The organism is Pinirhizobacter sp. (assembly GCF_035317885.1).
In the GTDB taxonomy this organism is placed as follows: domain Bacteria; phylum Pseudomonadota; class Gammaproteobacteria; order Xanthomonadales; family Rhodanobacteraceae; genus Pinirhizobacter.
Genome location: NZ_DATHFX010000021.1, coordinates 1 through 13,746 on the forward strand (window position 1 = coordinate 1; position 13,746 = coordinate 13,746).

The following is a 13,746-nucleotide window of genomic DNA, read 5'->3' on the forward strand; positions in this document are numbered from 1 at the left end:
TGTTCTCCTTGTAAACAGCGAACAGCATCGGATCAGCCTCAATTCTGGAGAGCTTGTGGTGGTGCCGCAGAACTGCTGGCATCGCTTCGAAGGTTCCTCACACCTCAAGGTGCTTGGTGTCACACCCGAACCGACCGATCACAGCCTTGACCTGCCTGGCGCCTAACGACTCATGTCCGTGGGCGCGCCACGTCGCTGCTTAATTCCGGCTTTAGGAATCAAAAACAACAGGGGATTCTGATGGCACCAAGAGAATGCTTTGGCATCGCTATACGCACGATCGGAATCGTGATGCTCGTCGTCAGCGTGATGGCGACAATGGCTAGCAGTTCGTTCAACGCGGAGCCGGCCCGACTACACGGAGCGGGCCGGCTCTCTCCAGGATGAATCTACATCCCTGGATCATCTTCCCCGTAGTTGGTGACCAGCGTGCGGGAACCTGGCTGGATCCTCTGATTGCCACGGCTTAGATAACCCTGGTACGGGAACCAGCCTTCATGGAAGGTCCAACCGCCGAGAACCTTGCCTTCCAATGCCGTTGCGCGATTGCCATATTGCAACGACATATGTACGTGGGCGCCCGAACTCGAGCCACCGCAAGGCAAGGCATTGCCGACATAACCAAGAAAGGTCCCCGCATCGATTCGCGTGCCATCGGCGATGCTGGGCATGTTTTCCATGTGGTAATACGTTGTGGTGTAACCGTTGTCGTGGACAACATGTGCCAGCGCACTGCCCCTGCTGTTGCATGTGGTGTAGTAAATACCCGCCTTCGGCGCGAGTACCCTGCCATTGAATGACCACATGTCAACGGAATTGAATGGCCGCTGATTGGGGACATGGCCGTGCATACCGGCTGTCATCTGCCAGCCTTGATTCACAGGCCACGGCAAGCCGATGCCGGTGGCGACGGCAAGCGGCGCATCGGTGGACACCCGATGTTGATTGGCCCAGATCCGACGCTCGTCGACACTCACCAACGTGTCAGGCATGGCGTCCAACGCTTCGAGGAATGCTTCCTGGCCGGATATGCCCAGCTTCCATCCATCCGCTGCGCGATGGGCTTTCCCATGTGATGAAATAGGGCAATCGATTCGACAGCGTCGTCAATCATTCGACTGAGTTGACCCGCCGCCTGTGGATTGTCGCGCGCTATGCTGCGCCAGATTTCGGTAAGCTGAAATTCCGCGTCATCGGACCATGACACATTCACTTGCCACGCGTCGCTTCCGCTTGCAATGCTGCGAGTTTGGCCATGACCTCGTTGTGTGAAGTTACCCGTCCGGCGCGAATGTCGGCGAGCCCAGCCGCCACACGTTCGTCGTAGTGAGCGCGATATGCACGCTCTTCGCTACGTCGATCAAGGGACTCTCGTAGGAGCGCCTCCGCGATAACCTCCGCGGACTGATGCTCGCGCGCGGCTTCTGCAAGAATTCTTTCGTTGACGTCATGGTCGAGCTGCATGGTTACACTCACCTTTTTAGCCATGTTTGCCCGCCTCGAGATCCGCAATCGCGTATGGAAGAAGAGTATCTTCCACCGCTCAGGGATGGGCAAGCGCATGTTCAAGCTACTCAATTCGCGGGCAGATTTCTTCTTGATTTCGCCCATGATCAGGTAGTTCTAACGCGCTTTTGCTATCGGCCAAGTTCATGCGAAGTAAGGCGGCAACGACGTCAGTCTTCTTCGCTCTGGCGCACGAGCAACGCACTTAAGGACGCGAACTCCGCTTGCACGTCGGCACTCGGACAAGCACGGTCATCCGGCATGTCGGGCACCTGGGTAACCTGGCTGTCCGTTCCGTTCGCCGCCCGGGCCGCGCGCTTTTGCTCCTGGATTCGATGGAACATCTCAAGCGACGGCTGGCGTAGCGAGATCGACCGTAGTTGCTGCACCCAACCCGCTGCAAACTCCTTATGGATCTCTAGCCGAATCGTGTCCTTCCGGACCAGGCCGATGCGGCGCTCCAGGCGAACGGTGGCATGCCATCGCCGGTTCACGTCGGTGAGGTCGCGACGCCACTCCTTGTACTCCTGCGTCAGTGGGTGACGTTTGCCCATCGTGGCGCTCAGGAAGTCGAGGATGAAGCCGAGGCGGTCGCGGAACTCCAGGCGCTCAAGCATGAGTTCCATGCCGGCATGGCACTCGGGCGCGATGCACGCGCCGACGCATCGACCGATCAGCTCTACAAGTTCCGTGTACGAACGAAAAAAGATCTGAAGGTCTTCATCTGATGACGCGTCCATGCGGTCTCCGGCGAGGCCACCTCCAGATGAAGGTGGCGGGCGTGTCGGTTCAAACTCCGCACTACCGAACGGTCAGGGACGAACCCTTCCGACACGCCCGCCTAAAAACGATAGGCGACAAGAAGCCGACGCACACATTCGTGTGCGTGCGACTCCTGGAGTGCAGGGGTTTGAACCCTGGCCGCTCAAAGCGGCCCGCCGATGGTGCCAAAGTCGCCGCGACATCTCCATCGGAACGGTCGCAAAAGTGCGTAAAAAAGCGAACGGAAGTTTTCGCAAAGATGACCTCTTTGCGGTTATCGACGAAACAGATATCAACGAACGCGAACGCGCCCGTTGCAGATCGCCCTACCCTGCAGGCGCCAACAACGCATCCAGATCACTCTGGTCGAAGCTCAGCTTCTCGCGGCTACCGCCACCCTCGAGCACCGCATGCGCCAGTTCCGCCTTGCGCTTCTTCAGTTCCTCGATACGCTCTTCCACCGTATTAGCGGTGATCAGGCGGAAGACAAACACGGGTTTGTCCTGGCCGATGCGATGGGCGCGGTCGGAGGCCTGGGCTTCGGCGGCGGGGTTCCACCAGGGGTCGTAGTGGATAACGGTGTCGGCGGCGGTGAGGTTCAGGCCCACGCCGCCAGCTTTCAGCGACAGCAGGAACAGCGGCACTTCGCCGGCCTGGAAACGCTGCACGGGTTCGGCGCGGTCGCGTGTTTCGCCGGTGAGCGTAACGTACTGGATGCGGCGGCGATCGAGTTCGTGGGCGATCAGCTTCAGCATCTCGGTGAACTGGCTGAACAGCAGCACGCGCCGGCCCTCGGCCAGCAGGTTCGGCAGCATGTCCATCAGCAATTCGAACTTCGCCGATTCACGCACGCCGCGCGCCGCTTCCAGTTTCACCAGGCGCGGGTCGCAACACACCTGGCGCAGTTTCAGCAGCGCATCGAGCACCACGATGCCGCTGTGGGCGATACCGCGCTGGGCGATGACATCGCGCAATTCTTCCGACAGGGAAAGGCGCAGGCTTTCGTAAAGCTCGCGCTGGCGGCCTTCGAACACCACGCGGCGGGTGATTTCGGTCTTGGCCGGAAGCTCCGAAGCCACCTGCCCCTTCGTGCGGCGCAGGATAAACGGCGCGATGCGGCGGTTCAGGCGCTCCTGCACTTCAAGGTCGTGTAGTTTCTCGATCGGCCCGCGGTAATGACGGCGGAAGGCGCCTTCGTCGCCAAGCAGGCCCGGTACGGCCAGGTCGATCTGCGACCACAGTTCGCCCAGGTGGTTTTCCAGCGGCGTGCCGGTAAGGCACAGGCAGCGCGGCGCCTGCAACGTCAGCAGTGCGCGCCGCGCCTGGGTGCGCGGGTTCTTCACCTGCTGGGCTTCGTCAAGCACGACCAACGCGAAGGGCTGCTTCTTGAGCGCAGCGACATCGCGCGGCAGCAGTGCATAACTGGTAAGGACGATGTCGAAGGTGCCCAGTTGCGCGAAACCTTCGGCGCGCTGCGGGCCGTGCAGCGCCAGCAGGCTCAAGGAAGGCGCGAAACGCGCGGACTCGGCGATCCAGTTCGGGATCAGGCTGGTCGGCACCACGATCAGGGCCGGCGAAGTAAGCGACCCACTTTCCTTCAGGCTAAGCAGATGGGCGATCAGCTGCAGGGTCTTGCCCAGGCCCATGTCGTCGGCAAGTACACCACCCACTTCCGCTTCGGCCAGCGCGTTCAACCAGCGCAGGCCTTCGCGCTGGTAGGGGCGGAGCTCCGCCTGCAAGGCTTCGGGCACGGCATCGCTGGCGCGTTCGCCGGCATCGCGCAAGCGCTGGGTGAATCCACGCAGGCGCTCAGGTGCTTCGAACGAGCCGCCGGCAGGCAATGCCAGCGCCAGCTCTTCCAGGCGTCCGGCCTGCACGCGCGGCAGGTGCAGCGACTGCTTCGGGCGCTCGAGGTATTCGGCCAGCGGCGCCAGCAGGCCGCGGAGGTCCTTCAATTGCACAGGCACGCGTCGGCGGTCGTCGACGGGCGCATACCACACGGCGTCATCCGCCTCGCTGGCACCGGGACTCAGCGAGAACTGGTGTTCGGCCAGGGCCTGGGCCACCGCGGGCAGCAGGTTCACCCGCTTGCCTTCCACCTCGATGCCGATCTCCAGGTCAAAGGCGTGGTCGGCGTCGTCTTCGGCCGCCTTGCCATACCAGCGCACGGGCCCTTCAAGCACCTCGAACGGGAAGCTGGGCGCGTACTCGATGTGGAAACCGTCCGCTTCCAGCCGTGCGCGCAAGGCCAGCCAGCGCGCCGGCGTGTTCACTTCCAGGGCGCCGGCGTATCCCTTGCCGGGGAATAGCCAGGCGTCGTCGGGCAGCGTGTCGGCCATGTCCCAGGGCAAGCCCTCGGTGTCCACGGCGGGGTTCAGGCCCGCCGCCTCCAGGTGCTCCATGCTGGCCAGTTCCTCCGCGCGGCGGCGGGTGATTTCCACCAGCGATCCGGAACGGACGCGACGCACCAATGGCTCACCGCCGCGACCAGGCAGGCGCTCGCCAGCGTAATCGAAGGCCAGGCGCGCGTAAGCCAACGGCGGTGTACCGACGGCCAGGCGCGCATGGCGTGTCAGTGCATGCAAGACCACCACGGGCTGCGGCGGCAACGAGGCGCGGCGGACACCGTCGAACACCTGGGGTGCTGGCACGCGCGATACACGGCCGGCTTCGGCCAGTGCGTTGCGCATCGCTTGCGAGTGTTCCGGCGCCAGCGCCGGAAGGTCGAGCCACGCGGTTTCTTCCGGGCCGCCTTCCAGGATACCCATCTCCGCATGCTCGGCGTCGAGATACCACAGGTGCTCGATGCGCAGCAGGCGCTGGCTGGTCGGAAGCACCGGCAGCAGGCGCTGACGGCCATCCTTCTCCAGTAGCCAGCGCCAGCCCAGCGGGCGGGCCTTGCCACGCGAAAGGTGCAGGCCGGCCGTGCCGCCGAAGAAACACGGCGCCGTGTCGAGCATCTCGGCGAGCAGGGCGTCGCCCAGGTGGGCGGACAACCGTGCATAGGTACGGCCCTTGCGCACGGCTTGTCCCAGGCCCAATACGGTGGCGGCGAGGCGGACTTCAGCCGGGGTGAGTGCCGCGGCGGACAGATGCTTGCCATCGAGCGGCGTCGGACGCGCGTAGCGACCCTGGGCAAGAACGGTAAGCAACACGGGCGCAGCCTCAAGCCGGCCGGCCGCCTCGTTCTCGTCGTTGACCATTTCCAGGAAGAAGCCCAGCACCACGTGTTCGGCGGGGGGTGCGGGGACCGGATCGAGCATGCGCTCCCAGGCGACGGGCAAGGCTTCGCCATGCCCACTGGCGTGGGTCAGGCCCTGGCTTCGTTTGCCGCTGGGTTGTTGCATCGGCCGCCAATCGCGATTTGCAAAAGAACCAGCTTAGCAGGGGCAGATGAAAGTACCGCCACGACCTTTGGGCCATGTCTGGCCGGGTATCGGAACGATTCAGCGGGGCTGCGCAATGCTGGCTGGTTAGTCCTGTCCAAACAGGCCGTGCGGATACTCGGGCTTCCGTTCACGGGCCATCAGGGCGCGCAAGCCTTCCACCGGGGTGACCTCGCCATGCAGGACGGCGCGGACGCCGCTGGCAATGGGAAGATCCAGCTGGTGGAACTCCGCCAGCCGGGCCACTTCGTCGGCGGTCACCACGCTTTCCACCACCTGGCCGATCTGGCGGATGGCTTCGTCGATGGGCACGCCGCGACCAAGCGCCAGGCCCAGTCGACGGTTGCGGGAAAGATCGCCCGTGCAGGTGAGGACCAGGTCGCCCAGGCCCGACAGGCCCATCAGTGTTTCCGCACGCGCACCCAAGGCAACGCCCAGGCGCAGCATCTCGTTCATGCCACGGGTGATCAGGCCAGCGCGGGCATTCAGGCCCAGCTCCATGCCGTCGGCAACACCCGTGGCCACGGCCAGCACGTTCTTCATCGCTCCGCCCAGCTCCGCACCCAGCATGTCGTTGCCGGTGTAGGCGCGAAGATTGGGCGCGTGCAGCAAGGTGGCCATGCGCGTGGCGAAAGGCTCGTTGTCCGAATGCACGGTAACGGCACTGGGCAGGCCCATCGCCACTTCACGGGCAAACGACGGACCTGTGATCACGGCCGCCGGGCGACCGGGCCATTCGTCGTCGACCAGTTCGTGCAGGAAGCGTCCGGTGCCGGGCTCGAAACCCTTGGTGGCCCAGGCCACGGCAGTCTGTGGCCCCAGCAACGGGCCGATCTCGGCCAGCATGGCGGCGAAGGCATGGCTGGGCACGACGATAAGCACGATGTCCGCGCCCTCGAGGGCGGCAGCCAGGTGGCTTTCGTAGTGGAGTTCTTCCGGGAGCTCGACTTCCGGCAGGTAACGGGCGTTGCGCCGGCTGGCGGCCATGGCCGCCAGCGCTTCCGCGTCGCGGCCCCACAGACGTGTGTCCGCGCCGTTACGTGCCAGCAATGCCGCCAGCGCCGTGCCCCAGGAGCCGGCGCCGAGGACGGCGACCGTGGCAGGAGGGGACATGCCGGCTATCAGCTATTGAGGGTCTGCGTCTCGCCACCGGACACGCGGCGCTGCTGCTCGGCGTACAGGGCGTCGAAATTGATCGGCTGCAGCAGGAACGGCGGAAAGCCACCCTCCTGGACCATCGAGGAGACCATCTGGCGGGCATAGGGGAACAGCAGGTTCGGGCAGTAGCTGCCCAGGATGCCGTCCCGGTCGTTGTCGGCGAAGCCGGCCACGCCGAAAATGCCGGCCTGGTGCACTTCGGCCAGGTACGCGGTGCGCTCGCCCAGGCTGCAGGTAAGCGTGAGCGAAAGGACGACTTCGAAGACGTCCTCGCCAAGGTCGGTGGCCTTGTGGCCAAGGTTCAGCTGGACCTGCGGCTGGTCGACGCCTTCACCGATCTCCTGGAATACCTGCGGCGCGTTGGGCGCCTCGAAGGAGGCATCCTTCACGTAGATCTTCTGCAGGACCAGCTGCGGGCCGGCCGCCTGGCCGTTGACGTTGGTGTCGGACATGTGGATTCCCTCGGTAAATGCGGTCTGAAATACGGTTTGAAGGCGCCCGGCAAGCGCCAAAGAGGCCAATTGTTTCATACATCCTTGGCATCCGCACCCGCGACTTGCGCCAAAAGGTAGGCTTCTGCGACAATGCGCGGCTTACCTGTGCCACCCCGATCCGTCGGGGAAGCCCGCCACACGCCGCGGGTCCCATGGCAAACAGGGGTTCCACCTCCAGCCACAGGCGCGTAACGGTCCCGATCGGACCGTGGCTGGGCCGATGCCGTCCTGGCCAAGGGGCGGTCTAACCAAATTACGGAGGTCATCATGGCCCGTAGATGCCAAGTCACCGGAAAGGGTGTGCAGACAGGCAACAACGTCTCGCACGCAAACAACAGGACCCGTCGCCGCTGGTTGCCCAACCTGCACGAGCGCCGCTTCTGGGTCGAAAGCGAGAAGCGTTGGATCAAGCTTCGCGTCAGCAACCACGCCCTGCGCACGATCGACAAGAATGGCATCGAAGCCGTGATCGCCGACCTGCGTACCCGCGGCGAAAAAATCTAAGGAGAACAAGACATGGCTGGCAAGCGTGACAAGATTCGCCTGATTTCCTCTGCAGGTACCGGTCACTTCTACACGACCGACAAGAACAAGAAGAACACCCCGGAAAAGATGGAAATGCTCAAGTACGACCCGGTCGTACGCAAGCATGTGGCTTACAAGGAAGGCAAAATCAAGTAATACCAAAACCCGCCGCAAGGCGGGTTTTTTTTGCCCGGGTTTCTTCAGGAGCGTCGCACTAGGCGGGGTCAGAGTTTTTACTCTGACCCCAAGTTTCTTCCCGGCATGGTGTCGGCGAAAACCGTGTGCCTGCGTTTGGGATATGGGGTAAGTTCCCCAATGAATTCCCGCAAGGAAGAATCCGCCATGGCCCGTTCCGCCCAGATCCTGCTCGTTTGCGCGTCCGCGGCCATCGCCGCCGTCCTGGCCAGTCCTGCCGCCGCGGCCTATCAGGCCAGCACCCCGGCGGCCCAGGCAGCCCCCAGCTCATCCCCGGCGACGGCCAGTTCGTCGCCGGACCTGCACCAGCAGGCCATGGACTTCACCGGCGGCCAGAAGATCATCAACTGCATCGACGGCCTGGAGCGCATCCTGCCGGCCGACTACTACGGTTGTCGCGCGCTTTACCACCTGCAGCGGGAACACTGGTCCAGCTACAGGGAATCGCTGCGCGACGCCGCCTACTGGGCTAACAAGAATGCGCAGTACCTGCTGGGCATTGCCTTCTTCAACGGTGACGTCGGCGACATCCCGGTCAATCGCCCGCTGGGCCTGGCATGGCTGGCCCTGGCCGCCGAGCGCAAGAACCCTGACTACGTCACCGCCTATGCCGGGGCCGTCGCGCGCAGCAGCCCGGCGGAGAAGCAGCAGGCCTCGAAGATCTACCTGAAATTAAAGAAGGACTACAGCGACAAGGTGGCCGGCACCCGGGCGGTGCAGCGCTTCAACCATGAGATCCAGCCGATGCAGGATGCCGCCCAAAGCGGCGGCTTTGCCTACATCAGTGGTTTCGGCCCCTTCCCGGAGCAGGCCACTACCGTCGTCAAGCGCCTTCACGACCAGGCCGAGAAAGACTTCGATGGCCTGATAGGCACCGTCACTGTGGGCGCCATCGACCCCGACGCGCATAGCGCGCAGATTCGCCCGGAATCATCGAAGTAGAGGTTGCGCGGTCCCCGTTATTTCTTCAGCTGCGCCGGGATGAACTTCGTACGCACCGCCTCGGCCAGTTGGTCAGGCGGCAACAGGCCCTGGTCGACCAGGAAATTGTTGAAGGCCAGCCGGTCGAATTTCTTGCCCAGGGCGACTTCCGTCTGGGCGCGCAGCTGCAACAGACGCATGTACCCATAGAAGTACGCCGTGGCCTGGCCCGGGCTGTTGAAGGTGTAGCGGTCCAGTTCCTGGCGCGCCATCGCCTCGGACAGACCCACGTCATTGACCAGGATGTCATGTGCGCGGGCGCGGTCGATCAGCCCCAGGTTCAACATCGGATCAAGGAACGCGCGCGCCGCACGCAGCATGCGGAACTGCAATGCAATGAACTGCCCCGCCGGCGGCTCATAAGGGACCATCTCAGCTTCCGCGTAGAGCGCCCAGCCTTCAACGTTCACGCTATTGAAGGCGAACAGGCTGCGCGTGAGCGATACGCCCCGCTCCACCATCGCCGCGAACTGCAGTTCGTGGCCCGGACGGCCTTCGTGGGCGGTGAGCGTCCACGCCGCCGCCTCGAAGGTGAAGTCGTCGTAGGCATCGCTGGCCTTGCCGTTGGCGGGCGGGTTGCCCATGGTAAGCACGAAGGTACCGCGTTCGCCCTTGTTGCCCACGAACGGCGGCGGATCCATGTGCGGCGCGGGCACGGCGGCGCTCTCGGCCTCCGATGCCAGGCGCATGGCCATCTTGCGCTTGGGCAGGTCCACGATGCGCTCGCGCCGGATGGCATCCTCGATCTTTTCCAGGACGGCGTGGTAGGTGGGTTCCACCGCGTCCTTGGCCAGCTGCTTCTTCTTCAGCGCCTTCAGCACTGACTGATAATCCCCTGCAGGAAGGTTTTCGGCCCTGGCCACTTCGGGCGCCAGCGCCTGCAAGGCGTATCGCGTTTCCATGAACTCAAGCTGCGCTTGCCGGATCAATTCGCGCGGATCGATATCCAGGCCAACCAGCTTGAGCCCATAGGCATAGAGCTGTTCGGGCAAGGGCGCTTCGGCACGGGCATGGGGCAGCACCGTGCTACGCGTCCACGCATCGTATTGCGCCATCTGCGCATCGAGCTTTGCAAGCGCAGCATCAGCGCCGGCGATTTTGTACTTGGCGAAGAGCTTGTGCACGCCGTCGACATAGCGCGAGGTGTTACCCAGGTTCTGTTCCACCTCACCCTTGAACGGGCCTATCAGGTTTTTATTGCCAAGACGCTCGGTGAAGCGCGCCTTGGCTTCCTCGACGATCGGCGTGCAGCCTGGCACCATGCCGACGTAGCACTGCAGGCGCGCCAGGGCAAAGTTGCGGCGCGCCGGATCGGTTTCGTCCTTCAGCAAGGCGAACTCACCATTGAAGATCAGCTGGCCGACATCGGCATACGGCAGCAGGTACTTCCCGTTGAGATCGATGCCTTCGATCTGATGGTCTACCTGACTCTTGAGGATCTTCAGATCCTGCAGGACGTTGGGGTCTTTCTCCTGCGCCAGCCGCGCGTCGAGCTTCTTGCCCACCTCCACCAACGCGGCGCGCTGGCGTGCGTCGATGTCCTTGCCAAGGTCGGCAACCTTGGCGTCGTATCCATCCAGGCCCACGCTGGTAGCGGTTTCCGGGCTGAAGGTCGCCGTTTCCACCAGCAGGAGCTGCGCATCGGCATTGCTGCGAGCGATCCAAGGCTGTGCTGCCGGTGCTTGGGCGAAGGACAGTCCGGACAAGGTGAGCCCGAGGGCTGCGGCGAGGTAGGTACGCATGCGAGATCCGCGTTGGGTCAGAACTTCCACTCTCGCCCGGAACCCCTGCGCCTTGCATGTGCCGAAAGCACCCCGCCACATCCCGGTCATTCGAATTAGCTAGTGATACCTGCAAACAGCCTGTTCATCGCGCCGTATTCGGCCGCCGGCGCATCCGCCACCTCGGCGATATCGCCCGCCAGGAAGCGTGCGGCGAGCTGGCCCACATGACCCCAGCCCGCCTGGGCGATGGCCGAACCCGCACTCAGTCGCCGTACGCCCAGGCGCTGCAAAGTAGGCAAATCCGGCAAGCCAGGCACCAGCATGATGTTCAGCGGCAGCCCGCTAATGGAGGAGGCGATATCGCCGATATGGCCGCCATCGGAAGCGCCCGGCGTGAACAGGCCATCGCAGCCTGCCTCGCGATACAGCGCGGCGCGGCGCACCACTTCCGCCACGGCATCGCCAGGGCCAGCAAGCCCGCGCAAATAGACGTCGGTGCGCACGTTGAGGAAGAGGTCGGCACCTGCGCTTGCCAGGGCAGTGCGAATGGCCGTGAGTTTGCGGCAAAGGAGCTCCGGGGCGTCGGAGCCGTCCTCGATATTCACGCCATTGACGCCGGCATCCACCAGCCGCAGTGCCAGTTCCGCCACGGCTTTCGGATCGTCGGAGTATCCCCCCTCCATGTCCACCGTCAGCGGTACCGACACCACCCGCCGAATATCCCGCGCCGCGCCGATGATCTGCTCGGGCGGCAACGCCGCGGCATCGGCATAGCCCCTGGACCAGCAGAGCCCGGCACTGGTGGTTGCCACTGCTTTGGCGCCCAGGCTCTCCACCAATCTGGCGCTACCGGCATCCCAGGCATTGGGAAGCAACAGGATGGAAGGACCTTCGTGCAACTTGCGCAATGCAGCCGTGGTCATAGGGAAATCTCCCGTGGATAGGAACCACACATTGCCTGCACCACCGCCACGAAACAATGATGTCGGAGGTCATGCGGCCTTGATCGGCCGCACATCGCGTGCAATGCACTCGCCGGACTCGATTCTGGCTTTGCGCAAGTCGTGCCGAGTCCACGAAGGGCTTCCACCTCATGAAGCCAGCTGCCCAATTGACGCCCACGACAATCCTTTGCAATGCGGCGAACTACTACCCCTCGTCCTGAGAGGCAAACTTAGAGGAGCGTAACTTCGACGCCACGGTCCGTCTTATAGATTTCGATCGCGGTTTAAACTCTGCTTTCGAACGACGCCACAAAAAAAGGCCGCGCAATGCGCGGCCTTTTAGCTTACTTTCTAGATCGCTTACGCGGCGCCAGCCGCCGAGTAACCCTTCAAACGCTGGGCGAATTCCTGCAGGGAGCGGATGCCGCTCTGCTCGGCCTCGTGGATCCAGGCCTGGAGGTTCTTCAGGGCGTTCTCGGTGCCGCGCTCTTCCATCACGCTATTAAGGCGGGCGCGGAAATCGCACACGGTGGCCAACGTCGGGCGGCGGGCCATCACAGCCTGCATGCGCTCGCGGCCTTCGGTATCCAGCCACTTGCCGCCGTCGGCCATGGCGCGACGCAGGCGGCGTGGCACGGACTTGACGGTGTCGCCGGCGTGGCCGACTTCGTCACGCAGGGTGGCCAGGATCACATTGCGGTAGTAGTCCGTCATCGCGTGGAAGCGATGGGTGAGCAGGCCCTTGAGTGTCTCGGAATCGGGCAGGCTGACATTGGGACGCAGGTTCAGCGTGGGAGCCACGCGCAACACCTTGGCCATGCCCACGGCACGGAAGGCACAGATCGCCGCCCAGCCGATGTCGAATTCCCACTTGCGCAGGGCAAACTTGGCCGAGCTCGGGAACGCATGGTGGTTGTTGTGCAGTTCCTCACCGCCGATCCAGAAGCCCCACGGCGAGATGTTCGTGGCCGTGTCGGCGCTTTCGAAATTGCGGTAGCCCCACCAGTGGCCGATGCCATTGACGAAACCGGCGGCCCAGAACGGGATCCAGATCATCTGCACGGCCCACATGGCAACACCGATGGCGCCGAACAGGGCCAGGTCGATGAAGAGCATAAGGGTGGGGCCCCAGTACGGATGGCCACCGTAGAACTTGCGCTCGAGCCAGTCGTTCGGCGTGCCCTTGCCGTATTTCTCCATGTCTTCCTTGTTTTCGCTGGCGTCGCGGTAGAGCGATACGCCATCCCAGAAGACTTTCTTGATGCCGAAGATCTGCGGGGAATGCGGATCTTCCTCGGTTTCGACCTTGGCGTGGTGCTTGCGGTGGATGGCCACCCACTCCTTCACCACCATGCCGGTGGTGAGCCAACCCCAGAAACGGAAGAAATGCACCAGCACGGGGTGGAAATCCACGCCGCGATGGGTCGCGCTGCGGTGGTAGAACAGCGTGACGGTGAAGATCGTCAGCTGTGTGACCACCAGCAGGAAGACAAGCTTGGTGGCCCAACCCGCCTGGGTCAGTCCGTTGGAGAGAAAGTCGAGCAACGACTGGAACATGGATGAAAACCACGCGAAGTCAGGTGAGGAGAGAGTGTAGTGGACGATGCACCATACCCACCAGCACGGTTAGACCGACGGGCGCACACTTATGTGCTGCCGGTTGTACGAATCCGGAGGCGACGTGACAATCAGCCCATGACTGATCCCAACGTGCGCCCTTTCCTCGCTAAATCCAAGGCATGCAGGTTATATGCCGACCCCGCCAAACTGAACGACGCGGCATGACGACCACCCGGGTTTTACTGCGGATGGCAGGCGTGGCGCGGCGGCGGGCGGGCCGGGTGGCCGTGGACGACCTGAACCTGTCATTGGCGCGGGGCGAGGTGCTTGGCCTGCTCGGGGTCAACGGCGCCGGGAAATCGACCACCCTGGCCATGGTGGCCGGTGCCCTGCGCCCGGATGCCGGGGCCATCGAACTGGATGGGCAGGACTTCATCGACCGTCCTGAAATCGGTCGGCGGCTGGTGGGTTGGCTGCCGGAAACTGCCCCGCTGTGGCCGGAACTGACGAT

14 protein-coding genes are annotated in these 13,746 nt (G+C 63.4%); 4 read left to right on the forward strand and 10 right to left on the reverse strand.

The window, feature by feature from the left end; all coding sequences use genetic code 11:
• Positions 1 to 389: 389 nt before the first annotated feature.
• The 7 genes from VK519_RS00585 to secB all read right to left on the reverse strand — a co-directional run bounded on the left by VK519_RS00585 (position 390) and on the right by secB (position 7,264).
• On the reverse strand, positions 390 to 992 hold the full coding sequence (locus VK519_RS00585; protein WP_324346652.1) for a M23 family metallopeptidase: 603 nt from the start codon (positions 990 to 992) through the stop codon (positions 390 to 392).
• Complete coding sequence (locus tag VK519_RS17785) at positions 974 to 1,213, reverse strand: type II toxin-antitoxin system RelE/ParE family toxin (RefSeq protein ID WP_414692664.1); 240 nt, start codon at positions 1,211 to 1,213, stop codon at positions 974 to 976. Before VK519_RS17785 ends, VK519_RS00585 begins: the two co-directional genes overlap by 19 nt.
• On the reverse strand, positions 1,210 to 1,611 hold the full coding sequence (locus tag VK519_RS00590) for a hypothetical protein (RefSeq protein ID WP_324346654.1): 402 nt from the start codon (positions 1,609 to 1,611) through the stop codon (positions 1,210 to 1,212). The genes VK519_RS17785 and VK519_RS00590 overlap by 4 nt, the downstream gene beginning before the upstream one ends.
• A 65-nt stretch (positions 1,612 to 1,676) precedes the next feature.
• Positions 1,677 to 2,123: a hypothetical protein gene (locus VK519_RS00595; RefSeq protein WP_324346656.1), complete on the reverse strand. Its 447-nt coding sequence runs from the start codon at positions 2,121 to 2,123 to the stop codon at positions 1,677 to 1,679.
• A 471-nt stretch (positions 2,124 to 2,594) separates the two neighbouring features.
• Positions 2,595 to 5,615 (reverse strand): DEAD/DEAH box helicase, encoded by a 3,021-nt coding sequence (locus VK519_RS00600; protein WP_324346658.1) that lies wholly within the window; start codon positions 5,613 to 5,615, stop codon positions 2,595 to 2,597.
• 126 nt (positions 5,616 to 5,741) lie between these two features.
• Complete coding sequence (locus tag VK519_RS00605) at positions 5,742 to 6,767, reverse strand: NAD(P)H-dependent glycerol-3-phosphate dehydrogenase (RefSeq protein WP_324346660.1); 1,026 nt, start codon at positions 6,765 to 6,767, stop codon at positions 5,742 to 5,744.
• 8 nt (positions 6,768 to 6,775) lie between these two features.
• On the reverse strand, positions 6,776 to 7,264 hold the full coding sequence (gene secB, locus VK519_RS00610; RefSeq protein WP_324346662.1) for a protein-export chaperone SecB: 489 nt from the start codon (positions 7,262 to 7,264) through the stop codon (positions 6,776 to 6,778).
• A 309-nt stretch (positions 7,265 to 7,573) separates the two neighbouring features.
• On the opposite strand from secB, the gene rpmB reads away from it, so the two are divergent.
• From rpmB to VK519_RS00625, 3 genes are all read left to right on the forward strand, one after another.
• Positions 7,574 to 7,810 (forward strand): 50S ribosomal protein L28, encoded by a 237-nt coding sequence (gene rpmB, locus VK519_RS00615; RefSeq protein ID WP_250624648.1) that lies wholly within the window; start codon positions 7,574 to 7,576, stop codon positions 7,808 to 7,810.
• A gap of 12 nt (positions 7,811 to 7,822) precedes the next feature.
• The gene (gene rpmG / locus VK519_RS00620) at positions 7,823 to 7,987 is read left to right on the forward strand and encodes a 50S ribosomal protein L33 (protein ID WP_324346665.1); all 165 of its coding nucleotides are present in this window, start codon (positions 7,823 to 7,825) and stop codon (positions 7,985 to 7,987) included.
• Between the two features lie 186 nt (positions 7,988 to 8,173).
• Positions 8,174 to 8,968 (forward strand): hypothetical protein, encoded by a 795-nt coding sequence (locus tag VK519_RS00625; RefSeq protein ID WP_324346667.1) that lies wholly within the window; start codon positions 8,174 to 8,176, stop codon positions 8,966 to 8,968.
• A gap of 17 nt (positions 8,969 to 8,985) precedes the next feature.
• On the opposite strand, the gene VK519_RS00630 is transcribed toward VK519_RS00625, so the two are convergent.
• The 3 genes from VK519_RS00630 to VK519_RS00640 form a co-directional block, all read right to left on the reverse strand.
• A complete protein-coding gene (locus tag VK519_RS00630) occupies positions 8,986 to 10,749 on the reverse strand; it encodes a DUF885 domain-containing protein (RefSeq protein WP_324346669.1) in 1,764 nt (587 codons plus the stop codon).
• A gap of 95 nt (positions 10,750 to 10,844) precedes the next feature.
• Positions 10,845 to 11,654 carry an isocitrate lyase/PEP mutase family protein gene (locus VK519_RS00635; protein WP_324346671.1) on the reverse strand — a complete coding sequence of 270 codons (810 nt, stop codon included), beginning with the start codon at positions 11,652 to 11,654 and terminating at the stop codon, positions 10,845 to 10,847.
• Positions 11,655 to 12,035: 381 nt separating this feature from the next.
• Positions 12,036 to 13,232: a DesA family fatty acid desaturase gene (locus VK519_RS00640; RefSeq protein WP_324346673.1), complete on the reverse strand. Its 1,197-nt coding sequence runs from the start codon at positions 13,230 to 13,232 to the stop codon at positions 12,036 to 12,038.
• Positions 13,233 to 13,456: 224 nt separating this feature from the next.
• Here VK519_RS00640 and VK519_RS00645 point away from each other — a divergent pair.
• Positions 13,457 to 13,746 (forward strand): ATP-binding cassette domain-containing protein (locus tag VK519_RS00645; protein ID WP_324346675.1); only part of this gene is annotated, 290 nt, incomplete at its 3' end.

What these genes read in the sequence shown, in the direction of transcription:
- VK519_RS00590 (WP_324346654.1), bottom strand. Translation starts at nt 1,611, where the DNA reads ATGGGCGAAATCAAGAAGAAATCTGCCCGCGAATTGAGTAGCTTGAAC.
- VK519_RS00640 (WP_324346673.1), bottom strand. Translation starts at nt 13,232, where the DNA reads ATGTTCCAGTCGTTGCTCGACTTTCTCTCCAACGGACTGACCCAGGCG.
- VK519_RS00595 (WP_324346656.1), bottom strand. Translation starts at nt 2,123, where the DNA reads ATGCTTGAGCGCCTGGAGTTCCGCGACCGCCTCGGCTTCATCCTCGAC.
- VK519_RS00600 (WP_324346658.1), bottom strand. Translation starts at nt 5,615, where the DNA reads ATGCAACAACCCAGCGGCAAACGAAGCCAGGGCCTGACCCACGCCAGT.
- VK519_RS00605 (WP_324346660.1), bottom strand. Translation starts at nt 6,767, where the DNA reads ATGTCCCCTCCTGCCACGGTCGCCGTCCTCGGCGCCGGCTCCTGGGGC.
- rpmG (WP_324346665.1), top strand. Translation starts at nt 7,823, where the DNA reads ATGGCTGGCAAGCGTGACAAGATTCGCCTGATTTCCTCTGCAGGTACC.
- VK519_RS00625 (WP_324346667.1), top strand. Translation starts at nt 8,174, where the DNA reads ATGGCCCGTTCCGCCCAGATCCTGCTCGTTTGCGCGTCCGCGGCCATC.
- VK519_RS00635 (WP_324346671.1), bottom strand. Translation starts at nt 11,654, where the DNA reads ATGACCACGGCTGCATTGCGCAAGTTGCACGAAGGTCCTTCCATCCTG.
- rpmB (WP_250624648.1), top strand. Translation starts at nt 7,574, where the DNA reads ATGGCCCGTAGATGCCAAGTCACCGGAAAGGGTGTGCAGACAGGCAAC.
- VK519_RS00585 (WP_324346652.1), bottom strand. Translation starts at nt 992, where the DNA reads ATGCCTGACACGTTGGTGAGTGTCGACGAGCGTCGGATCTGGGCCAAT.
- secB (WP_324346662.1), bottom strand. Translation starts at nt 7,264, where the DNA reads ATGTCCGACACCAACGTCAACGGCCAGGCGGCCGGCCCGCAGCTGGTC.
- VK519_RS00630 (WP_324346669.1), bottom strand. Translation starts at nt 10,749, where the DNA reads ATGCGTACCTACCTCGCCGCAGCCCTCGGGCTCACCTTGTCCGGACTG.